Origin of the sequence: Herbaspirillum sp. SJZ107 (assembly GCF_006715485.1) — a bacterium.
Classification (GTDB): Bacteria; Pseudomonadota; Gammaproteobacteria; order Burkholderiales; family Burkholderiaceae_D; genus Telluria.
This window is the reverse complement of the sequence record NZ_VFNH01000002.1, coordinates 1246446-1269358: the sequence shown is the minus strand read 5'-3', so window position 1 is coordinate 1269358 and position 22913 is coordinate 1246446. Positions and strand designations below refer to the sequence as shown.

The following is a 22913-nucleotide window of genomic DNA, read 5'->3' as shown; positions in this document are numbered from 1 at the left end:
GCTTGTCAGGTCATGGCATCGGCAGCCCGCACCGCGTCGACGAACGCGGCGATCTTGCGGGCATCCTTGATCCCCTTGCTTTCCTCGACACCGCTGCTGATGTCGACCGCATAGGGGCGTACTTGCGCCACCGCGCTAGTCGCGTTTTGCACGCTCAAGCCACCACTCAAAACGACCCGAGGCGCGAGCTCTTTTGGAATAACTGACCAATCGAAGACCTTTCCTGCGCCGCCGTAGGCATCGACCCAGGTGTCGAGCAGGAGGCCCGTGAACCAGGGGCTGGCGGCGCGGTATTGAGCTTCCGATTCTAGCAAATCGGCAGGACTTGTGTCGGGTTTGACCCGGAACGCCCGCACGAACGGGCGCTTTACCGCTGCCGCGATCGCCGCGCACTCGTCGATCGTCTCGTCGCCGTGGAATTGCAGCAACGCGATCGGGCCTTCATTGACCGCCTGGTGCACCTGCCCGACCGTGGCGTTGACGAACAGGCCGACGCCGCTGACATACGGCGGCAGCGCCGGCGCCAGCGCGGCGAACTGTTCGGGCGCGACGAAGCGCGGGCTCTTCGGATAAAACACGAAGCCGAGGGCATCGGCGCCGGCGGCGACGGCGGCGTGGAGGTCTTGTTCGCGGGTGATGCCGCAGATTTTGATTCGGGTGCGTTGCATGATGTCGACTACGTGCGGTTGCTACGTCGTCCCTGCGCAGGCAGGGACAACGTGGTGGTGGTGTTATAACCAGGGAAGCGGCGACACCGGCTCTTGCGGCAAGCCCCACTTCGCATCGTAGTCGATTGTAGCAAGGTATAAACCGTCGGGCATGAAGGTCGGTGCCGCGGCGTCGCGCGAACGGGCGTTCAGCACATCCAGCATCCAGTCCGGCTCGTTGCGTCCGGTGCCGACGTAGATCAGCGAGCCGACGATGTTGCGCACCATGTGGTGCAGGAAGGCCGAGGCCTGTACCGTGAACACGATGACGTCGCCGTGGCGTGCGATGTCGACCCGGTGCATCTGCTTGACCGGCGTGTTGGCCTGGCAGCCCGAAGCGCGGAAGCTGCTGAAGTCGTGGGTGCCGATCAGGTGGCGGGCGGCAGCGCGCATGCGCTCGACGTCGAGCGGGCGGAACACCCAGCCGGCACGGCCGGCCAGCAGCGCCGATGGATTGGGGTGGTTGTACAGCACGTAATGATAGGTGCGCGAGCGGGCCGAGAAGCGCGCGTGGAAATCCTGCCCCTCGGCGTCGGGCGCGACTTCGTGCGCCCAGCGCACCACGATCGACTCCGGCAGGAAGGCATTGGTGCCGCGCACCCAGGACTGGGCCGGGCGCACCAGCTCCGTGTCGAAGTGGACGACCTGCTCGATCGCGTGCACGCCGGCGTCGGTGCGGCCGGCGCAGGCGGTGGCGATCGGTGTGCAGGCGAATTTTTCGAGCGCGATTTCGAGACGGTCCTGGACCGTATCGCGCGAAGGTTGTTTCTGGTACCCGTTCCAGGCGGTGCCCACGTACTGGACACCCATTGCAATTCTTCTCAACTGAAAACCTTATGCTAATGCCGCGCGCATGGCGTTGGCGCGGCCGATCTGTTCGCCCGTGCCGCCCTTGATCACTTCATCGAGCAGCTCGCGCGCGCCTTCCTTGTCGCCGATTTCCTGGTAGGCGATGGCCAGGTCGAGCTTGGTTTCCATCTCCATGTGGGCCGGCGATAGTTCAGCACCAGCACCCATGTCATGCACTTCGGGCAGCGGCAGCGACGGGGTGTCGGGTTCGGCGGCCAGGTCGAGGTCGAAGCCCGGCGCTTCCAGCTGCGGTTCGAGCAGGCCGTGCGGCGCGTACGGGGCGCTCTCGACCGGCGCCGGAGTCGCCGGCGGCAGGCCGTCGAGCGCCGGCAGCGCGAACGGATCGTCGTCCAGCGCCAGCGCCGGGGTGGCGGCCGGCGGCGTGTCGTCCAGCGTGTCGTGCAGATCGAAGGCCAGGTCCGGCGCCGGATTGCCCTGGGCTGCCGGACGCTTGTCTTCGAGGCCGAAGTCCATGGCGTCGAGGTCGAACAGCGGATCCTTCAGCCCGGCGGACCGGGACGCCGTCTCGGGCGTGGCCGGGACGCCGGTGTGCAGCTCGCTCGGCAGGTCGGGCAAATCGAATTCGCGGGCCAGGTTGGCCATGTCGATGTCGGTGTTCGGCGCGCTGCCCGGGACCGGCAGGAGCTCGTCGGCCAGGTGCGGATCCACGTGCGGCACCGGGTTCGGCGCCGGGGTGGCGCCGAAGTCCATGTCGAACGAGAAGTCGAGCGGATCGTCGGCGGCGGCCGGCGCGACTTGCGCGGCAACCGGTGCCACTGCCGGTGCGGCCGGGGCCGGGTCGAAGGCACCCATGTCGAACTCGAGGTCCGGCACGTCGTTGGACGCGGTGATCTCGCGGACGTCCGGGGTCGGCAGCGCGGTCTGGTCGGCGGCGTGCGGCTCGAAGGCCAGGCCGCCGAGGTCGAAGTCGAGCAGGTTGTCGTCTTCGGCCGGGGCCGGGGCCGGGGCTGGAGCCGGCGGGGCGGCTGCCGGCTGGGCCGTGGCCATGGCGCCGGCGAAATGCTGGTCGAAGCTCATCGGCTCGCGCGGCGCATCGGCGCCACTGCCATGCGCGCTGTCGGCGGCATCGGCGGCCAGGAAGGCGTCGTCCAGGTCCTTCGACAGCAGATCGTCGTGGGCCGGCGCTGGAGCCGCGGCAGCGGCCACGCCGGCGCCGACGGCACCTGCAGCCAGGCCGGCGGCGGCGGCCCCGCCCAGCCCAGTGCCGGCGCCGGTGCCGGCATACAGCGGATTGTGCGGATCGATAGCCCGGCCCAGCGCCGCGGCCTGCGCCCACTCGTCGCCCTGGCCGCGCGTGATGCCGTACAGCTCGCCGGCCTGGGTTTCGAAGGCGCGCTGGTCCTTGCGCGCAACGTAGATCTCGAGCAGCTTCAGGCGCACCGGCAGGCGTTCCGGATGGGTGCGCAGGGCTTCCTTCAGGATTTCCTCGGCCTGGGCATCGCGGCCATAGGCGATGTAGACGTCGGCTTCGGCCACCGGGTCGACTTCATTGGTGTCGAGCTGGCTGGCGGACGGCGCGAAGCTCGAATTGAACACGCTGTTGTTGGTGTCGACGCTCTGGCCGCCGGCTTCGGCGAACATCGAATGCTGGGGCTCGGTCGGCACGCCCAGGATCGACGGTTCGGACACGGCCTTGCCCGTGGCCTTCTTGCGGCGCTGGGCAATGCCGAGCGCGGCCAGCAGCAGCACGGCGGCGCCGGCGCCGAGGTAGGTCAGGTTGTCCATGATGAAGTCGAACAGGCCCGGCTCGGGTGCCGCTGCGGCCGGCTTGTCGGCCGCATTCGCCGCAGGCTTGATCGGCGGCAGCTTGTTGGGCACCGGCTTGTTCTCGGTCACGACGGCATCCGGGGCCTTGGCAGCGGGTGCGGCTGCGGGCGCGGAGGCATTGTTCTGCGCTTCGGCGCCGGCCTTGTTCTTGACCTCGGCCAGCTTCTGCAGGTCGGTGATGTTGCGCTCGAGTTCCTTCACGCGCGTCTGCGATTCTTCCAGTTCGCGCTGCTTGGCGATCGTGTCTTCGGTGCTGGTGGTGGCGCCCTTCCCGGCCGGGGCGCTCGGCGCCGCCTTGGACAGGCGCAGCTGGTCCTGCGATTCGTTGGCCGCGGTCGGGCGCTCCTCGACCTTGGCGCTGATCCTGCCGGTGCCGCTCTGGCTGGCGCGCGGGGTCTTCTCGGCTTCGCCGGCGCCGACCTGGCCGGCCAGCTTGTTGCGGTAGGCGTTGAAGTCGGCCGCATGCGCGACGACCACGCCGTGCGCCTCGCCATCGCCGATGGCGCCGACGGCATCCGCGCCCGGCACCGCCAGGATGCGGCCCGACTTCAGGCGGTTCATGTTGTTGCCCATGAAGGCGTCCGGATTGGCGCGGTACAGCGCGACCAGCATCATGTCGAGCGAGACCTCGGCCGGCTTCAGCTGGGCGGCGATCTTGCCCAGGCTGTCGCCCGGGCGCACGCGGTATTGAGAAGAGGCTCCGCCGGGGGAGCCGCCGCGGGCGGCGCCCTCGGCTCGCTCTTCCTGCGCACGGCGGGTGGCGGCCGGACGTTCGGCCGCCTGGCGCGTCTCGTCGGCGCGCGCACGTCCGGCTGCGGGCGCCGCTTCGCTGCGCGTCCGCGCACTGTCGGCTGCCGCCACCTGGGCCGACTGCGTCGCGCGCAGCTCGGCCGGATCGAGCAGGAAGGTGTATTCGCGCACCAGGCGCCCGTTATTCCACGACAGTTCCAGCAGCAGGTCGACGAAAGGCTCGTTCAGCGGCTGGCTCGAGCTGACGCGGATGAACTGGCGGCCGCCGCGCTGCTCGACGTTGAAACGCAGCGACAGCAGGGCCGGATTGAATTCGATGTTGGCGGTCTTGAAGGCTTCCGGCGAGGCCAGCTTGGCGACCAGGCCGGACGCCTCTTCGGGCGATACCGACGTCAACTCGATCTCGGCACGCAGCGGCTGCCCGAGGGCGGACAGCACGGTCAGCTTGCCCAGTCCGGCTGCATGGGCCGCCGAGCTCAGGACCAACGCACTGGCGACCGCCGCAGTGAGTTTCTTCAGCGCGGACGACTTCAACGGGAGGCGGTGGGTGGAGTGCATATTCGGAACCGAGTGAGTTGAGCGGGAGAAAGATGTTGCCCAGAGGTCTCAGCAACATATCACCATGCATTATGGCATGCAAGTTTTACGGGGGAAACACTTCCCGTCCATGAGATAGGTACAGTCCAGGCATCGATAAGTGATGTTTTTTGGGCTTCATGATGATGATTCGTCATGATACCAATCGCTTGCCGCAGGGCGCGCGCGGGAATAAAAAGGACCTGCATCAACCAATAAAAAAGGCGGCTCGCGCCGCCTTTTTTATCCCACATCGCCGGATTACTTGTCCAGCACGATGCGCAGCATGCGGCGCAGCGGCTCGGCGGCGCCCCACAGCAGCTGGTCGCCGACCGTGAAGGCCGACAGGTATTCCGGACCCATCGACATCTTGCGCACGCGGCCGACCGGGATGCGCAGGGTGCCGGTGACGGCCGCCGGGGTCAGGTCGACGATCGAGGCTTCGCGCGTGTTCGGCACGAATTTCACCCACTCGTTGTCCGTGGCGATGATGTCGTTGACTTCGTCCAGCGGCACATCCTTCTTGAGCTTGATCGTCAGCGCCTGCGAGTGGCAGCGCATCGCGCCGATGCGGACGCACAGGCCGTCCACCGGGATGGCGGTCGAGCCGAAGCCTTCGCCGCGGCCCAGGATCTTGTTGGTCTCGGCGCCGGCCTTCCACTCTTCCTTCGACTGGCCGTTGCCCAGGTCCTTGTCGATCCAGGGGATCAGGTTGCCGCCCAGCGGCACGCCGAACTGCTTGGTTTCCTCCGCCGACAAACCATGCTGGGTGGCCAGCACGGTGCGGTCGATTTCCAGGATCGCCGATGCCGGATCGTCCAGCAGGTGCTTGACCGAGCCGTTGATGGTGCCGAACTGGGTCAGCAGTTCGCGCATGTGCTGGGCGCCGCCGCCCGATGCCGCCTGGTAGGTCATCGAGGTCATCCAGTCGACCAGGTCGTTCTTGAACAGGCCGCCCAGGCCCATCAGCATGCACGACACGGTGCAGTTACCGCCGATGAAATTCTTGACGCCGCGCGACATCGCGCTCTTGATCACGTCCAGGTTGACCGGATCCAGCACGATGATGGCGTCGTCCTTCATGCGCAGGGTCGACGCGGCGTCGATCCAGTAGCCGTTCCAGCCAGCGGCGCGCAGCTGCGGGAACACTTCGGTCGTGTAGTCGCCGCCCTGGCACGAGATGATGATCTCGCACTTGGACAGTTCGGCGATGTCGGTCGCGCTCTTCAGCTTGGTCTCGTTCTTCGCCATCTTCGGGGCGTCGCCGCCCGGGTTCGACGTGGTGAAGAATACCGGCTCGATATGATCGAAATCGCCCTCGTCCTGCATGCGCTTCATCAGGACCGAGCCGACCATGCCGCGCCAACCAACCAGACCTACAAGTTTCATTTTTTTCCCTCGGGTTTACAAAATTATTCTAAGCGTTTCGTAGTAACGCCGCTTCAGGCCAGCGCGTTGACGACGGCGTCGCCCATCTGTTCGGTACCGACACGGGTGGTGCCTTCCTCGAAGATGTCGGCGGTGCGCAGGCCCTGCGCCAGCACCTTCTTGACCGCGGTTTCGATGCGGTCGGCCTGTTCCGTCTTGCCCAGCGAGAAACGCAGCATCATCGCGGCGGACAGGATCGTTGCCAGCGGATTCGCGACGCCCTTGCCGGCGATGTCAGGCGCCGAACCGTGCGACGGCTCGTACAGGCCCTTGTTGTTGGCGTCGAGCGAGGCCGACGGCAGCATGCCGATCGAGCCGGTCAGCATCGCGGCCGCATCCGACAGGATGTCGCCGAACATGTTGCCGGTCACGATGACGTCGAATTTCTTCGGTGCGCGCACCAGCTGCATCGCCGCGTTGTCGACGTACATGTGCTCGAGCTCGACGTCCTGGTACTCCTGGTGGACGTCGGTGACGATGTCGCGCCAGAACTGGAAGGTTTCCAGCACGTTGGCCTTGTCGACGCTGGTGACGCGGTTGCCGCGCTTGCGCGCCGCCTGGAAGGCCACGTGGGCGATGCGGCGGATCTCGCCTTCCGCATAGCGCATCGTGTCGAAGCCTTCGCGCTCACCTAGAAACGGGCCGTCCGGGCAGGTGCGCACGCCGCGCGGCTTGCCGAAATAGATGTCGCCGGTCAGCTCGCGGATGATCAGGATGTCCAGGCCGGACACCACTTCCGGCTTCAGGGTCGAGGCGCCGGCCAGTTCCGGATACAGGATCGCCGGACGCAGGTTGGCGAACAGGCCGAGTTCCTTGCGCAGGCCGAGGATGGCCTGTTCCGGACGCAGCGCGCGCTCCAGCTTGTCGTACTGGTAATCGCCGACGGCGCCGAACAGCACCGCGTCGGCGGCCTTGGCCAGCGCCAGCGTCTGCTGTGGCAGCGGATGGCCGTGGGCCGCGTAGCCGGCGCCGCCGACGTCCGCGCTCTCCAGCTCGAATTTTTCATTGAGCGCGTTCAGGACCTTGACCGCCTGGGCCGTGATTTCGGGGCCGATGCCGTCGCCCGGCAGGATTGCAATCTTCATGTCGCTCTTCTTTGATCAGATGGTGTTGGCCAGCCAGGGTTGCTCGCGCAGGTGGCGCTCTTCGTAGGCACGGATGTCGTCGGCATGGCGCAGCGTCAGGCCGATGTCGTCCAGGCCGTTCAGCAGGCAGTACTTGCGGAAGTCGTCGATCGGGAATTCGAACCCGATGTCGCCGCTGGGCGTGCGCACCACGCGCTGCTCCAGGTCCACCACCAGCTTGAAGCCGGGGAAGGCCTTCACTTCATTGAACAGCTGGTCGACCTGGGCTTCGCTCAGCACGATCGGCAGCAGCCCGCTCTTGTAGCAGTTGTTGAAGAAGATGTCGGCGAAGCTCGGCGCGATGATGGCGCGGAAGCCGAACTGCTGCAGCGCCCACGGCGCGTGCTCGCGCGAGGAGCCGCAGCCGAAGTTCTTGCGCGCCAGCAGGATCGACGCGCCCTGGTAGCGCGGCTGGTTCAGCACGAAGTCCGGGTTCAGCGGACGCTTGCTGTTGTCCATGCCCGGTTCGCCGTGGTCCAGGTAGCGCCACTCGTCGAACAGGTTGGGGCCGAAGCCGGTGCGGCGGATCGACTTGAGGAACTGCTTCGGAATGATGGCGTCGGTGTCGACGTTGGCGCGGTCGAGCGGCGCCACCAGGCCTTCGTGGATGGTGAATTTTTCCATGGTCTTACCTCCCGCCGGCGCCGGTAATCACCTGGCCGACTTTCTGCACGTCGCGGCCCATGCCCGAGATGGTGTTGCAGCCGGTGACGGCGAAGGCGACGAGTGCGAGGACGAATACTTTTTTCATTGCTTGTTCCCGATGATGTTGATGCCGGCCTCAGACGCCGCGCACGTCCACGAAATGCCCGGCGATGCCCGCCGCCGCGGCCATCGCCGGCGACACCAGGTGGGTGCGTCCGCCCTGCCCCTGCCGGCCTTCGAAGTTGCGGTTCGAGGTCGAGGCGCAGCGTTCGCCCGGCTCCAGGCGGTCGGCGTTCATCGCCAGGCACATCGAGCAGCCCGGCTCGCGCCATTCGAAGCCGGCGGCCTTGAAGATCTGGTCCAGGCCTTCGCGCTCGGCCTGCGCCTTGACCAGGCCGGAGCCCGGCACCACCATCGCCAGCTTCACGTTGGAGGCGCGCTGGCGGCCGCGCACGACAGCGGCGGCGGCACGCAGGTCTTCGATGCGCGAGTTGGTGCAGGAGCCGATGAAGACCTTGTCGATGCGGATGTCCTCGATCGGGGTGTTCGGCTCGAGGTCCATGTAGACCAGCGCCTTTTCCATGGCGTCACGCTTGACCGGGTCGCGTTCCTTGTCCGGATCCGGCACGCGGCCGTCGATCGTGGTCACCATCTCGGGCGAGGTGCCCCAGGTGACCTGCGGCTTGATGTCGGCCGCGTTCAGGGTCACGACCAGGTCGAACTTGGCGCCCGGGTCGCTGTGCAGTGTGCGCCAGTAGGCGACCGCCTGCTCCCACTGCGGCCCGCTCGGTGCGAACGGACGGCCCTTGACGTACTCGATGGTGGTGTCGTCCACTGCGACCATGCCGGCGCGCGCGCCCGCTTCGATCGCCATGTTGCAGACGGTCATGCGGCCTTCCATCGACAGCGAGCGGATGGTCGAGCCGGCGAATTCGATCGCATAGCCGGTACCGCCGGCGGTGCCGATCTTGCCGATCACGGCCAGCACGATGTCCTTGGCGGTGACGCCGGCCGGCAGCGCGCCGTCGACCTGCACCAGCATCGACTTCGACTTCTTGGCCAGCAGCGTCTGCGTGGCCATCACGTGTTCGACTTCCGAGGTGCCGATGCCGTGCGCCAGGCAGCCGAAGGCGCCGTGGGTCGAGGTGTGCGAGTCGCCGCAGACCACGGTCATGCCGGGCAGCGTGGCGCCCTGCTCCGGTCCGATCACGTGCACGATGCCCTGGCGCTTGTCGTTCATGTTGAAGTAGGTGACGCCGAACGCCTTGGTGTTGCTGTCCAGGGTCTCGACCTGCAGGCGCGAGGTCGGGTCCGCGATGCCTTCGCGGCGGTCGGTGGTCGGGACGTTGTGGTCGGCTACGGCAAGGTTGGCCGAGGTGCGCCATAGCGGGCGCTTGGCCACGCGCAGGCCTTCGAAAGCTTGCGGGCTGGTGACTTCATGGACCAGGTGACGGTCGATATACAGCACGGTGGTGCCATCGGCATCGGCACGCACGACATGCGAATCCCAGAGTTTGTCGTAGAGCGTCTTTAAGGTAATCATCCTTGCATCCCATTTCAAATGACCGCTTCATGCGGGCATGGTCTTTGATTATGCCATATTTGTGCACTGCGAAAACCCGGGCGCCTTGCACGATTATTTCAATGCTGAGCTTCGTAACCAAACAATATTTGCACTCAAGAAACGAAACACAAATAAAAAAAGCCTGTGCATTTCCTGCACAGGCTTTTCGTAGCTTTGTTGCGCAAAAGTTTCAGGAACGTTTTTGCGCCATCGCGGTGCCTTTATGCGGCCAGGCGCACTGCGGAGCGGCAGCCGTCCATCAGGAAGGACAGGCCGACCACCAGCACCAGCGAACCTTCCGCCGAGCGCGCGGTACCGGTGATGCCTTCGACGGTCAGCGCCGTCATCGGCTTGATCACCAGGTCGGCGGTGCCGTCCACCGCTTCCATCGCCAGGATGTAGGGCTGGGGGGCGTTGATCACGATGCCGACCCGCTCGGTGCACGGCTCGTAGCCGAGCGAGGCGGCCAGCGAGCGCACCGGCAGCGGACGGCCCTGGTCCTTGAGTACCGGGGCGCCGCCGACCTGCATGAACTCTTCCGGCAGCTCGACCACGCGCTCGACCACCGCCATCGGCAGCGCCAGCTGGGCGTTCGAGGTCGACACCAGCATGGTCGGCACGATCGACAGTTCGATCGGCAGGCGGATCGAGAACTTGGTGCCCTTGCCCAGGTTCGAGTCGATGCGGATCGCGCCGCGGTTCTTCTCGACCGCGGTCTTGACCACGTCCATGCCGACGCCGCGGCCGGACACCGAGGACGCCACTTCCTTGGTCGAGAAGCCCGGCAGGAACACCAGCTGGTAGGCTTCGTCGTCGGAAGCCGCCTGGTGCTCGCCGATCAGGCCTTTTTCCACCGCTTTCTTGCGCAGGCTGGCCGGATTCATGCCGCGGCCGTCGTCCTGCAGCACGATCATGACGCTGTTGGCTTCCTGCCAGGCTTTCAGCAGGATGAAGGCCTTGGCCGGCTTGCCGTTGGCGACGCGGTCTTCCGGACCTTCGACGCCGTGGTCGAGCGCATTGCGCAGCATGTGCACCAGGGGGTCGTACAGGCTGTCCACCACCACGCGGTCGACTTCGGTCTCGGCGCCTTCGATGGTCAGCTCGACGTCCTTGCCGAGGTCTTTCGCCAGCTCGCGCACCAGGCGCGGGAACTTCTGGAACAGGCGGCCCACCGGCTGCATGCGGGTCGCCAGCGTGGCGCGCTGCAGCTCGGCCGAGTAGCGCGACGCGCGCTCCAGGGTCTCGGTCAGCGTCGCCATCAGCGTGGCGGCCTGGCCCTCGAACTTGAACTGCGACAGGCGCTCGAGCAGCACGGCAGCCTGGTTGGCGGCCTGCACCGATTCGCCGGCGACTTCCAGCAGCGCGTCCAGCTTGACCGCGTCGATACGGATGCTCTCGTCCTTGGCCGGCGCGGCGTTGGCCGGTTTCGGCTCGGCGGCGCGGCGCTCGTTGCCGTCCCAGCCCGGCTTGGCCGGTGCGGCCGCAGGTTCGGCCACTGCGCCGGTCGTCGCAGCCGCTGCCGGAGCGGCGGGCGCGGCGGGCGCGGCGGCCTGCACTGCCGGCGCAGCTACAGCCGCGGCCGCTGCCGGCAGCGCGGTGCCGGCCGGGACCACGGCGGCATACATCGCCTCCCAGTCCAGGCCATCGGCGCTCGCGGGTGCGGCGACCGGCGCGGCGGCAACGGGTGCCGGCGCCGCGACCGGCGCCGCTGCCGCTGCCGGTGCCGGTGCGGCCTTCGGCGCATCCAGGCCGGCGATCGCATCTTTCAGCATGCGTTCCAGCTCGTCCGGCATCGACGCCAGTTGCTCGGGCGCGGTGCCGTTATTCAGCTCGTTCAGCTGGTCGGCGACGAAGCCGGATGCCGTCAGCGAGGCTTCGATCGCCGCCGGCGTGACCGGCGCGGCGCCGGTGCGCAGCGCGTCGAACAGGTTCTCGGTCAGGTGGCAGGCCGCCACCAGCGCCGGCAAGCCCATGAAGCCCGCGCCACCCTTGATGGTGTGGAACGAGCGGAACACGGCGTTCAGCGTTTCCTTGTTGTCCGGATCGCGTTCGAGGCGCAGCAGATGCTCTTCCACGTTGGTCGCAAGATCCAACGCCTCGACAACGAAATCCTTGAGCATTTCATCCATTAGAATCCCAGATCGGCAAGAAGGTCATCGACACTGTCCTGATCCAGCGCCGCAGCCGGCACCGACGGACCCGACATCAACTGCACCGGCTGCTCATGAACGGCCTGCTTCTGCGCCAGCTTTTCCTTCACGTCGGCCGGCGCGCTGTCGCGCAGCAGCTGCGCCAGCTCGTTCTCGACCGTCTTGGTGATGTTCACCACTTTCTTGATCAGCTGGCCCGTGATGTCCTGGAAATCCTGGGCCATCATGATTTCGAGCAGGCGCGCCTTTTCCGCCTCGGTTGCTTCGGACACCATCTGGGCGAACTGGCGCGCATCGCCGGCCAGCGCCTTGAACTGCTCGATCGAGAGCTTGCCGGCGAACAGGTCGGCCCAGCGGTTTTCCATGTCCTTGGCCTGCTTCGACAGCACGTCCTGTGCCGGCATGCCTTCGTCCAGGGTGTTCAGCACCTTGTTGGCAGCCTGCTCGGTCAGGCTGGCCACGTATTCCAGGCGGTCCTGGGCGTCGACGATCTGCGACGAGGCCTCGGTCAGCGCCTTGTCGTAGCCGAGCTCGCGCAGCGAGTCGTGCATCACACGCACGATGCCGCCGAGGCGCTCGTACATGTTCTTTTCGGCTTCGTCCATCGGCTCGGTGCCGGCGGCGGCAACGGCAACTGCAGCGGCGGGCGCCACGGCGGCCACCACCGGCGCGGGCGCGACGGCGGTTGCCGTGGCGGAGGCGGTCGACATCTGGTCGAACAGGGCCTCCAGGTCGTCGGTATCGTCGGCAGCGGCAGCGGCCGGGGCGGCGGGAGCCGGTGTCGGATCGGCGGCCGGCGCGCTGGCTCGCTGCGCTGCCACTTCCTCGAATAAGGCGTCGAAATCGTCAGCGGCGTCGGTCATAGTCCCTGCTTCTCCATAATGTAAATGTCGCGATGATCTGTGCGGTGTCGGTGCGGATGCTGCCTGTAAATAGACAGCTCAAGATTACGGCGAGTGTATCAGTGTGGTTGCCGTAGGTAAATCTTTCGGTACGGCACCGTTGTGAATGCCTCAGTAAACTTAGTTTCGGTACAATCTTTCACGTCGTTTCTAGTTATTTTCACAAAGCAAGTGTTGTATTTTTTTATCGCGGGGCGTTGTGACAGCTGCTGTTTTCGCGCGGATTAGCGAGCACATCTCTGAGTAAGATCAATCATTTACGATCCGCCGGCCGCGAAAAGGCGCACTACAATAGAGGTAACGTGACCTGAGAGGAGGACTCAGCATGTACCGGAAAATTCTGATCACGACTGACGGTTCGGCGGTTTCGCAACACACCGCCTGCGCCGGCGTCCAGTTCGCGAAACAGATGGGCGCCGAAGTGCTCGCCCTGTTCGTCGCCCCCGACTACCAGTATCCCGTGTACGTCGAAATCATCCCGCCCTCCTACCCCAGCGAAGAAGACTACATCGACCAGATGCGGCGGATGGGCGAGCAGTACATGGGCTCCATCATGCGCTCGGCAGCACAAGCCGGTTTGAAGCATTCTTGTTTGACGGCATTTTCCGACGCCGCGGCGCTGAAAATCGTTGACGTTGCTGAGGAACAACAGTGTGACCTGATCTTCATGGGCTCGCACGGGCGCAGCGGCTGGGGCCAGCTGCTGCTCGGTAGTGTAACCAACAAGGTACTCTCGCAAACGACCCGGCCGGTACTGGTGCACCGCCTGATCCGCGAGCCCGGTACCTGAACGCAGCCGGTGGCTGAGGCCCGGCGCAAGCGATTTCCGCCGGGGAGCGACTTTTCGTTAAAAAATTTACATGAGTCTGTCTTGAAGGTGCTAGGATGCACCATTGACTCATACGCATGGTTGGGGACTTCTATGATCCGCATTGTCATCGCCGACGACCACACCATCATGCGCGAAGGCCTCAAGCGCATCCTCGACGGCGCACTCGACATCGAAATCGTCGGCGAAGCCATCAATGGCTTCGAGGTGCTGTCGCTGGTCCGCCAGGGCGGCTTCGACCTGCTGCTGCTCGACCTGTCGATGCCCGGCCGCAGCGGCGTCGACCTGATCCGCCAGGTGCGCAGCGAAGCGCCCAAGCTGGCGATCCTGATCCTCACCATGCACGAGGAAGAGCAATACGCGGTGCGCGCCATCCGCGCCGGCGCCCAGGGCTACCTGACCAAGGAAAGCGCCGGCACCCAGCTGGTCGGCGCCATCCGCAAGGTCGCCTCCGGCCGCCCCTACATCAGTACCGAGGTGGCCGAGCAGCTGGCGCTGAACATCATGGCCCCCAACGAACAGCTGCTGCACAAGCAGCTGTCGGACCGCGAATTCGAAGTGTTCTCGCTGCTGGTGGGCGGCAAGTCGATCACCGAGATCGCCAACAACCTGCACCTGTCGGTCAAGACGGTGAGCACCCACAAGACCCGCATCATGCAGAAAATGGGCATGACCTCGCTGTCGGAAATGGTCCAGTACGCGGTGGCACACCGTCTGCTGGCACCGATGAAGGCCTAACCTGACGCTGAAAAGCCTCGGTTTATTCCAGCATGTAATGATTTTTGACCTTTTCACGCAACATTAGTGCGGCTTGCCGGCCAATCGCCCCGGTAAGCACATGCCAGTCCGGATGCCTCTCCTACAGCATCCGGCACCCGATCCCCCTCTGCGCCATCCTCTAGAAGTCAGAAAACTCCTACAAGCTGACGCTCCGTCCTACCTACACATTCAGCCGTTACTGATATGAATGCCGAACTCGTGTTGGCATACTGATTTCAGCGTTTCGACTTGCTTGCGGTCCATATCCAGGTCTAGGGCGTTGTGTTTGACGCTTTGACCAGTCGACGTGGTGCACATCGCACCCGTCAGCTGACCCGGCCGGGAACCGCCTGAAACCTTGATTTCCTTTACCTGGAGATGAGTATGCAGTCCCAGCCAATGTCAGAACAACGCAACGCCGCCCAATCGACCCTGCACTCGTCCCAGATGGAAGCCGGTCGCCAGCGCCAGGGGCGCCTGTGGTCCAACCTGAAGGAAGTGTGCGATCTGCTGCACATCCCGGCCGCGGTGTCGATGAACACCGAAGAACTCCTGTTCCAGCACGTGCAGTTCAAGACGGGCCAGCGCGTGCACACGATCGGCCAGGCCTTCGACACCCTCTACATCGTCAATTCCGGCTTCCTGAAAACGGTGCTGATCGACGAATTCGGCAACGAGCAGGTGCTCAGCTTCCCGATGAAGGGCGATATGCTCGGCGTCGACGGCATCCACACCCGCCACTACGCTTCGGAAGCCGTCGCGCTGTCCGACTGCGACCTGATCCTGGTGCCGTTCAAGAAGCTCACGGCCCTGGGCCGCGTGCACGCCGAGCTCGAGAACCTGATGTACGGGGTGATGAGCCGCGAGCTGGTGCGTGAACAGGCAATGATCGGCATGCTCGGCGCCCTGTCGGCCGAGGCGCGGGTGGCCCGCTTCCTGATCTCGCTGGCCGACCGCTTCGCGGCGATGGGCTACTCGAGCAAGCTGTTCAACCTGCGCATGACGCGGCACGAAATCGGCAGCTATCTCGGCCTGACGCTGGAAACGGTCAGCCGCACGCTGTCCGCCTTCAACGAGATCGGCCTGATCACCGTCGACCAGCGCACCATCGGGATCAAGGATCCGGAAGCGCTCAAGACGCTGCGCCGCCTGCCGCCTTCCCGTTCGCGCGCCAAGCAGAACGCCAAGCACAAGGCCGATGCCGATTCCGGCGACGGCCAGGTGCTGGCCACGGCCTGAAGCCTGAACCGGCGCGGCTGGCTGCAATGGCCACAGCGGCCACTGCAGCCAGCCGCGCTTGCCAAAGGTTCGACTACGCCGGAACCTGCTCGGGACCGTTTGCGCCGCCGAGGCAGACTGATCAATAAAAAAGCCGGCTCCTGCAAGGGCCGGCTTTTGTTCATGGTGCCTCTGGGCGTCGCCTTTGCGCGGGCAATGGCCGCGCCGGCTTTCTTCAGCGCTGGCTCTACTTAAATTACCCGCACTGCATCTAATTTTCCGACAGCTGGCCCAGCCATTCAACCCTGAGCCGCTACGCCTACACTGAAGCGTTTTCTTCTGTAATTCCTAACCGTGCTCACCAGGATTCCGGCAGCCCCGGCCGCCGGAGTCCGAGTCGCCTTGCCTGTCAGTCACGTACCAGCACGTTGCCGTTGACCTTCACCTGGTCGCCTACGCGGAAACCCGGGTCATTGTCGTAGGAAATGTTCTGAGTTGCGCCATTGTCGTAGCGCACCACGACCTCGAAACGGTCGCCGCTGCGGGCATTGCGTTCGATGCTGCGCCCGGCCAGCGCGCCTGCCACGGCGCCGGCAGCAGTCGCCGCCGTACGGCCGCTACCGCTGCCGACCTGGTTGCCCAGCAGGCCACCGACCGCGGCGCCGCCCAGGGTACCGAGCGCCGAGGCCTGGCCGTTTGCCTGCACCACGTTGATCGCTTCGATCGTCGCGCAATTGGTGCAGTAGCGTGCGACGCGGTCGTCACGCGGCGCCGGTCGCGCATCACGCGGGGCCGGCGGCGGGCCCGGACGCAGGTCGGGACCGGCCGCGCGCGGCGGCGGACCGCCGGCCAGCAGCGGATGGCCGAGCATCGCGGTGGTGTAGCGGCCATTGGCGCGGATGGTGGCGGTGACCGGCGCATCCGGCGCGATGTTGTCGTTGCGGCGGATGCGGTACACGCCGCTGTACTGGCCCGGCCGTACTTCCGGCAGCGCGAACACGCCCGAGGTGCCGGCGATCTGCACGTCGACCTTGGCGCCCGGCGTACCGAACACGGTGAATTGCAGGTCGTTGCCCGGACCGAGATCGTTGCTTCCGCGCACATCGAAGCTCTCGACGTGCGGGACTGCGGCCAGGCGCCCGCCATCGTCGCGGCCAACCGGCCCGCGCACCAGCGGTTCGCCCAGCAGGCGCGTGATGACCTGGCCGCCGGCGCGCAGGTTGGCCGTCACCTGGCTATCCGGACGCAGGCGGTCGTGGGTGCCGATGGTGTAGGTGCCCTGGTAGGTACCGGGACGGGTCTCGGTCAGGTGCAGGTTGCGCGTGGCGCCGTCGATGCGCACCGTGGCATTGCCGCCCGGAGAGCCGTACAGGTCGAAATTCAGTTCGGTGCCCGGTTCCAGGCGGCGCACTTCGTCGACGTTGAAACCTTCGATGCGCGGCGCGATGGCGGCAGCGCGCGGGTGGCGGTCCTGGGCCTGGACCGTCCCCGCAACGGTGATCGACAGCAGCGGCAGTGCCGTGACCACGGCCGCAGCCAGTTTTTTGGATGTATTCGCCATGATGTCCTCCGGGCTCGCGCGTGAAATTTCGATGTACCTAGCGTACGCTGCCCATCCGTAAACCTCGGTGCGCTAACGTACGCTATGCACGGCCTCGCCAGACGTCACGAAAATGCGCTCGCCCGGCGCCGGCTTCACCGTGTAGCCCCCGGTAAATGAACCGAAAGAAGGCAGGATCATGCGCGCCGGTCCCACCACGAAACACGGCAGCCGCAAGGCGTCCGAACGGGTCGCCAGCACATAGGCCGGATGGACGTGGCCGGCCAGCACGTAACCCGGCGCGTCGATGTCCGGATGGTGGCAGAAGGAAAACGGCCCGACCGTATAAGGCTCGTCGACCAGGTCGATGCCGAGCGCCTCGGCCGGATCGCCGGCATGCTTGTCGTGGTTGCCGCGCACCAGCGTCAGCACCAGGTCGCAGCGGCGGCGGCGCCAGGCCAGCATCGCCGCCTGGGTGGCGGCGGCATGCGAAGCGCGCGCGTGCAGGAAGTCGCCCAGAAACAGGACGTGCGTGGCGCCGGTGGCGTCGATCAGGGTGTCGAGCCCATCCAGGTTTTCGTTGGTGGTGCCGTGCGGTACCGGAATGCCGAACGAGCGGAAAGCGGCGGCCTTGCCGAAGTGGATGTCGGCGATGACCAGCATCTCGAGGCGCGGCCAGTACACGGCTTTCTGCGGCAACAGCAGTACCCGTTCGCCGGCCAGTGCCAGCGCCGCTGCATCACGCGGACCGCCATTGTCACCTTGGTTCATGCCGCGGCCGCCTTTTCCAGTTCGCGCACCATGCGCGCCACCCGGTCCGACAGCTTCTCGGTCGACACCTTTTCGCGGAAACGCTCGACCATCAGCGGGAAGCCGAACGGCGTGGCGCGCTTGACCTCGTGGTAGGCGATGCGGCGCCCGTGCAGCGCGTTGAGCGTGTCGCGCAGCCGGGTCAGTTCCAGTTCCTGCTCGAGCACTTCGCGCTCGGCCTGCGTGAGCAGCAGGTTGCCGCTGTCGTGCTTGCGGAAGACTTCGTAGAACAGCGCCGACGAGGCCTGCACCTGGCGCATCGACTTGCGCTGCCCCGGGAAGCCCTGCGACACCAGCCCGGAAATCCGCGCCACCTCGCGGAAGCGCCGCTGCGCCAGCTGGGTCGCGTTCAGGCTGTCGAGCACGTCCTCGAGCAGGCGCCCGGTATCGAACAGGCCGACCTCAAGCCCGGTCGCGCCCTTGAACAGGGTCGCCCAGTCGACCGGCTCCGGCGACAGCAGTTCGAAGCCGTAGTCGTTCACCGCCACCGAAAAGGTCGACGGCATGATGCTGCCCACGCGGAAGGCCAGCAGCGAAGCCAGCCCGGTGTGCACCGAGCGGCCGCCGAACGGATACACGAACAGGTGCCAGCCCTCGCGGCTCTTCATGCTCTCGACCACCAGCACCGCGCCGGTGGGCAGCGACGACCAGTTGGCCTGCACTTCCAGCAGCGGGCGCACCGCCTGCATTTCCGGGCCCTCGAAGACGCCCTGCGCCGCCCGCTCCAGCTCTTCCAGCCCGGCACGCGCCATCTCGGCGCTGAGCGGCACCTTGGTTCCGCCCCAGCGGCTGATCGCGCCGCGGGTACTGGTGCTGCGCTTGACGTAAGCCGTCATTTCATGGACGCGCACCAGTTCGAGGATGCGGCCGCTGAACAGGAAATGGTCGCCCGGCTTGAGACGGCCGACGAAGGATTCCTCGACGCTGCCGATGCGCCCGCCGCTGACGTACTGCACCTGCATCTGGGCATCCGAGACGATGGTGCCGATGCTCATCCGGTGGCGCCGGCCGATGGTGGCGTCGGGCACGCGGTAGACGCCCTCCTCGTCCGGCAGCACGCGCCGGTATTCCGGATACACGGTCAGGCTCTGGCCGCCGCGCGCGACGAAATCCAGTGCCCACTGCCACTCTTCCGGGGTCAGGTTGCGGTAGGACCACGCGGTTTTCACTTCCTCGTACAGCTCTTCCGAGCGGAAGCCGCCGCCCAGCGCGATCGTCACCAGGTGCTGCACCAGCACGTCGAAGGGTTTATTCGGCACCTGGCGCGCCTCGATGCGGCGGCTGGCCACCGCGCGCTTGGCGCCGGCCGCTTCCAGCAATTCCAGGCTGTTGGTCGGCACCAGCGTCACGCGCGAGATCCGTCCCGGCGCGTGGCCGCTGCGGCCGGCGCGCTGCAGCAGGCGCGCGATGTTCTTGGCGCTGCCGACCTGCAGCACGCGCTCGACCGGCAGGAAGTCCACGCCCAGGTCGAGGCTGGCGGTGCAGATCACGGCCTTCAGTTCGCCGTTCTTCAAGCCCTTCTCGACCCATTCGCGCACCTCGCGGTCGAGCGAGCCGTGGTGCAGCGCCACCACGCCGGCCCAGTCGGGGCGCGCCTCGATCAGGTTCTGGTACCAGATCTCGGACTGCGCGCGCGTGTTGGTGAACACCAGCGTCGAGCCGCTCTTGTCGATCTCGTCGATGACCGGCTGCAGCATCTGCAGGCCGAGGTGGCCGCCCCAGGGAAAGCGCGAGACGGTCGGCGGAATCAGGCAGTCGACCACGATCTGCTTTTTCAGGTCGCCCTCGACCAGCACACCCTTGCTCTCGTCGGCATCCGTCCCGAGCAGCACGTTGCGCGCATCCTGCAGGTTGCCCATGGTCGCCGACAGGCCCCACACGACCAGTTCCGGATTCCAGCGCCGCAAGCGTGCCAGCGCCAGCTGCACCTGCACGCCGCGCTTGCTGCCCATCAGTTCGTGCCACTCGTCGATGATGACCATGTCGAGGTGCTTGAACTGGTCGCGCGCGCCTGCATGCGACAGCAGCAGCGACAGGCTCTCCGGCGTCGTGATCAGCGCGCCCGGCAGGCTTTTCGACTGGCGCGCGCGCTCGGCCGAGCCGGTGTCGCCGGTGCGCGCGCCGATCGACCATGCGCCGACCACGTCCGGGCTGGCGGCAGCCAGATCGGCCGCCGATACTTCCAGCGAACGCTGGGTGTCGGCCGCCAGCGCGCGCATCGGCGTCAGCCACAGCACCCGTACGCCGCTGCGGCTGCGGCGCGAGCGATTCGCGCCGCGCAGCAGCGCCGCGAACCACACGGCGTAGGTCTTGCCGGCGCCGGTGTTCGCGTGCAGCAGCCCGGACTGCCCGGCCAAGGCCGCCTTCCATACCGCGCGCTGGAAGGGAAAGACCTTCCAGCCGCGCCCGGCGAACCAGCTGTCGACCGCCTGCTCGGCCTGCGAACGCGTCATGACGCTACCTCGGGCTCGATATCGACCTCGGCCGGCACCGCTTCCAGCAGTCCCTTCAGCGTATCCAGCGTATCGGCCTGCTCCACCGTCTTGTCGTCGCGCCGCCGCAGGATGCGCGGGAAGCGCACCGCGATGCCGGCCTTGTGCCGGGTCGACAGCGCGATGCCCTCGAAGCCGATCTCGAACACCATGGTCGGTTTCACGGAGCGCACCGGCCCGAACTTCTCGACCGTGGTCTTGCGCACCGCATTGTCGACCTGGCGGATCTCGGCGTCGGTCAGGCCGGAATAGGCCTTGGCGAAGGGCACCAGCTTGCGCTCCGCCCCCTCGCCGTCCCAGACCGCGAAGGTGTAGTCGGTGTACAGCGACGCGCGCCGCCCGCTGCCGGCCTGGGCATAGATCAGCACCGCGTCGATCGCGTACGGATCGATCTTCCACTTCCACCAGGTGCCGACGTCCTTGGTGCGGCCGACGCCGTAATGGGCATCGCGCGCCTTCAGCATCATGCCCTCGACACCGCGCGATCTCGACTCCCCACGCAGTTTTCCCAGATCTTCCCAGGTATCGGCCGTGACCAGCGGCGAGATGCGCAGCTGCGGCCTGGCGACGCCGGTGACCAGCGTCTCGAGCAGTGCGCGCCGCTCGTGCTGGGGCAGCGTGCGCAGGTCGACGCCGTCCAGTTCCAATAGGTCGTAGGCCAGCAGCACCGCCGGGTACTCGCTCAAGAACTTGGCCGACAGGGTCTTGCGGCCGATGCGCTTCTGCAGGTCGGCAAACGGCGCCGGCGCATCGGAATCCAGCCACACAAGCACCTCGCCATCGACCACCGTCCCTTCCGGCAGCACCAGCGCGGCCAGCTCCGGGAAGCGCTCGGTGATCAGGTCTTCGCCGCGCGACCACAGGTAATTCTGGCCGCCGCGCCGCACCAGCTGGGCGCGGATGCCGTCGTACTTCCACTCGACCTGCCAGTCGGCCATGTCGCCGAGGCCCGCCGGCTCGCCCTGCAGCTGGTGCGCCAGGAAGAAGGGATAGGGCTGGCCGCCGCGCAGCTTGTGCTCGTCGTCGGACTGGGCCGCGATCAATTGCAGGAAGCCGGCGCCGGTCGGGCGCACGCGGCCGTCGGTCCAGCCCATCAGGCGCTGGGCGATCAGCTTGGAATCCACCGCGGCGATCGCCGCCAGCGCGCGCGTGACGAGCAGTTTCGACACGCCAACCCGGAAGCCGCCGCCGATCAGTTTCACGAACAGGAAGCGCTCGCGCCAGGTCAGCTCGTCCCAGTAGGAAAACAGCGCCTCGCGGATGGTGGCCGGGTCGGCGCCGCGCAGCGGCCCGATGCGCTCTTCCATCCACACCGCCAGGCCGACGTCGCTGTGTTTCGTCGGCGGCGGCAGGATGTGGGCGATGGTCTCGGCCATGTCGCCGACCGCGGCGTAGCACTCGTCGAACAGCCAGTCGTCCAGGCCGGCGTATTCGATCGCGTACTGGCGCATCAGCTTGGACGGCACCGCCTGGCGCGGCTTGCCGCCGGCCAGGAAGTAGACCGCCCAGGCGGCGTTCTCGGGGGCCGCATGCTCGAAGTAGTTGCGCAGCGCGTCGAGCTTGCGGTTGGTGGCGGTGGTCTCGTCGAGTTCGGCGTACAGGCGCGCAAATTCACGCATCGCTCGCCTCCTCGCCGGCAGGCGCCGGCTTGCGCTCTTCGCGCCTATCCTCGTCTTCTTCCTCGTCGCTGGCGGCCGGCACCGTGGCACCGGCCTCGGGTGCCTTGTCAGGCGAAGCGGTGGCGTCGGCCGACTCGTCGTCTTCTTCGCCGTATTCGGTATCGAAGGCCTTGGCATCGAGCCCGATCTGGCACAGCCAGCGCACCATCACCGGGATCGAGCCGTGGGTGACGATCACCTGCTGCGCTTCGGTGGCGCGGATCGCCTCCATCAGGCCCGGCCAGTCGGCGTGGTCGGACAGCACGAAGCCACGGTCGACGCCGCGCCGGCGCCGTGCCCCGCGCAGCAGCATCCAGCCGCTGGCAAAGGCATCGCTGTAGTCGCCGAAGCGGCGGGTCCAGGTCGAGCCCGAGGCCGAGGGCGGCGCCAGCACCAGCGCCCGTTTTAGATCCGCTTTGTCGGTCTCGCTCACCAGCTGGGTGGCCGGCAGGTCGACGCCGCCTTCGCGGTAGACGCGGTTGAGCGGCTCGACCGCACCGTGGCAGACGATCGGGCCGATCGACGGATCGAGGCCGGACAGCAGCCGCTGGGCCTTGCCGAAGGCATAGGCGTACAGGATGCTGGTGCGGCCCTCGTCGGCATTCGCGCGCCACCAGCGGTTGATGTCGTCGAACACGTCCTGCTGCGGATCCCAGCGGTAGATCGGCAGGCCGAAGGTCGATTCAGTGATGAAGCTGTGGCAGCGTACCGGCTCGAAGGGGTCGCAGGTGGCGTCCGGCTCGACCTTGTAGTCGCCCGACGCCACCCAGATTTCGCCTTCGTGCTCCATGCGGATCTGGGCGGAGCCCAGCACGTGGCCGGCCGGGTGCAGCGAGATCTTCACGCCGTTGCGGACCACGCGCTCGCCGTAGTCCAGGCCCTCGATGTTGATGTCGGCGCCGAGGCGCGATTTCAGGATGTTCACGCTCTTGCTGGAAGCCAGGTAGTGGCTGTGGCCCCAGCGCGCATGGTCGCCGTGCGCATGGGTGATGACGGCCCGGTCGACCGGCCGCCATGGATCGATATAGAAATCACCCGGGACGCAGTAGAGTCCCTCCTTGCGTACTACGACCATGTCTCCCATGTTTTCCTTTCTTGTGCAGCCTTACAACCACCTCAGTGCG

19 protein-coding genes are annotated in these 22913 nt (G+C 66.4%); 3 read left to right on the top strand and 16 right to left on the bottom strand.

The genetic code is table 11. The annotated features are described in order from the left end of the window. Positions 1-5: 5 nt before the first annotated feature. The 11 genes from FBX97_RS15340 to FBX97_RS15290 all read right to left on the bottom strand — a co-directional run bounded on the left by FBX97_RS15340 (position 6) and on the right by FBX97_RS15290 (position 12444). Positions 6-668 carry a phosphoribosylanthranilate isomerase gene (locus FBX97_RS15340; RefSeq protein WP_141833035.1) on the bottom strand — a complete coding sequence of 221 codons (663 nt, stop codon included), beginning with the start codon at positions 666-668 and terminating at the stop codon, positions 6-8. Positions 669-731: 63 nt separating this feature from the next. Beyond that, entirely contained in the window at positions 732-1532 is an 801-nt protein-coding gene (gene truA / locus FBX97_RS15335) for a tRNA pseudouridine(38-40) synthase TruA (protein WP_141833033.1), read from the bottom strand. 9 nt (positions 1533-1541) lie between these two features. Next, a complete protein-coding gene (locus FBX97_RS15330) occupies positions 1542-4652 on the bottom strand; it encodes a FimV/HubP family polar landmark protein (protein ID WP_141833031.1) in 3111 nt (1036 codons plus the stop codon). A gap of 59 nt (positions 4653-4711) precedes the next feature. After that, complete coding sequence (locus FBX97_RS15325) at positions 4712-4924, bottom strand: hypothetical protein (RefSeq protein ID WP_141833029.1); 213 nt, start codon at positions 4922-4924, stop codon at positions 4712-4714. Positions 4925-4931: 7 nt separating this feature from the next. Beyond that, complete coding sequence (asd, locus tag FBX97_RS15320; RefSeq protein WP_141833027.1) at positions 4932-6059, bottom strand: aspartate-semialdehyde dehydrogenase; 1128 nt, start codon at positions 6057-6059, stop codon at positions 4932-4934. A 53-nt stretch (positions 6060-6112) separates the two neighbouring features. After that, on the bottom strand, positions 6113-7183 hold the full coding sequence (gene leuB / locus FBX97_RS15315) for a 3-isopropylmalate dehydrogenase (protein ID WP_141833025.1): 1071 nt from the start codon (positions 7181-7183) through the stop codon (positions 6113-6115). A 15-nt stretch (positions 7184-7198) separates the two neighbouring features. Beyond that, a complete protein-coding gene (gene leuD, locus FBX97_RS15310; protein WP_141833023.1) occupies positions 7199-7846 on the bottom strand; it encodes a 3-isopropylmalate dehydratase small subunit in 648 nt (215 codons plus the stop codon). 4 nt (positions 7847-7850) lie between these two features. Continuing rightward, a complete protein-coding gene (locus FBX97_RS15305; protein ID WP_141833021.1) occupies positions 7851-7973 on the bottom strand; it encodes an entericidin A/B family lipoprotein in 123 nt (40 codons plus the stop codon). Between the two features lie 30 nt (positions 7974-8003). After that, positions 8004-9410 (bottom strand): 3-isopropylmalate dehydratase large subunit, encoded by a 1407-nt coding sequence (gene leuC, locus FBX97_RS15300; RefSeq protein WP_141833019.1) that lies wholly within the window; start codon positions 9408-9410, stop codon positions 8004-8006. 242 nt (positions 9411-9652) lie between these two features. After that, complete coding sequence (locus tag FBX97_RS15295) at positions 9653-11560, bottom strand: chemotaxis protein CheA (protein WP_141833017.1); 1908 nt, start codon at positions 11558-11560, stop codon at positions 9653-9655. Beyond that, complete coding sequence (locus tag FBX97_RS15290) at positions 11560-12444, bottom strand: protein phosphatase CheZ (RefSeq protein WP_141833015.1); 885 nt, start codon at positions 12442-12444, stop codon at positions 11560-11562. The genes FBX97_RS15295 and FBX97_RS15290 overlap by 1 nt, the downstream gene beginning before the upstream one ends. 364 nt (positions 12445-12808) lie before the next feature. On the opposite strand from FBX97_RS15290, the gene FBX97_RS15285 reads away from it, so the two are divergent. From FBX97_RS15285 to FBX97_RS15275, 3 genes are all read left to right on the top strand, one after another. Then, positions 12809-13273: a universal stress protein gene (locus tag FBX97_RS15285; protein WP_141833013.1), complete on the top strand. Its 465-nt coding sequence runs from the start codon at positions 12809-12811 to the stop codon at positions 13271-13273. Positions 13274-13405: 132 nt separating this feature from the next. Further along, complete coding sequence (locus FBX97_RS15280) at positions 13406-14050, top strand: response regulator transcription factor (RefSeq protein WP_036232923.1); 645 nt, start codon at positions 13406-13408, stop codon at positions 14048-14050. Between the two features lie 468 nt (positions 14051-14518). Next, a complete protein-coding gene (locus FBX97_RS15275) occupies positions 14519-15310 on the top strand; it encodes a Crp/Fnr family transcriptional regulator (protein ID WP_036169061.1) in 792 nt (263 codons plus the stop codon). 388 nt (positions 15311-15698) lie between these two features. Here FBX97_RS15275 and FBX97_RS15270 read toward each other — a convergent pair whose 3' ends face one another. From FBX97_RS15270 to FBX97_RS15250, 5 genes are all read right to left on the bottom strand, one after another. Next, on the bottom strand, positions 15699-16850 hold the full coding sequence (locus FBX97_RS15270; RefSeq protein WP_141833011.1) for a glycine zipper 2TM domain-containing protein: 1152 nt from the start codon (positions 16848-16850) through the stop codon (positions 15699-15701). A 72-nt stretch (positions 16851-16922) separates the two neighbouring features. Further along, entirely contained in the window at positions 16923-17600 is a 678-nt protein-coding gene (gene pdeM, locus FBX97_RS15265) for a ligase-associated DNA damage response endonuclease PdeM (protein ID WP_141833009.1), read from the bottom strand. Beyond that, positions 17597-20092, bottom strand: coding sequence for a ligase-associated DNA damage response DEXH box helicase (locus tag FBX97_RS15260; RefSeq protein WP_141833007.1), 2496 nt, complete (start codon positions 20090-20092; stop codon positions 17597-17599). The genes pdeM and FBX97_RS15260 overlap by 4 nt, the downstream gene beginning before the upstream one ends. Further along, positions 20089-21750 (bottom strand): ATP-dependent DNA ligase, encoded by a 1662-nt coding sequence (locus tag FBX97_RS15255; protein ID WP_141833005.1) that lies wholly within the window; start codon positions 21748-21750, stop codon positions 20089-20091. The genes FBX97_RS15260 and FBX97_RS15255 overlap by 4 nt, the downstream gene beginning before the upstream one ends. Next, positions 21743-22873, bottom strand: coding sequence for a ligase-associated DNA damage response exonuclease (locus tag FBX97_RS15250; protein ID WP_141833003.1), 1131 nt, complete (start codon positions 22871-22873; stop codon positions 21743-21745). The genes FBX97_RS15255 and FBX97_RS15250 overlap by 8 nt, the downstream gene beginning before the upstream one ends. Positions 22874-22913 lie beyond the last annotated feature (40 nt).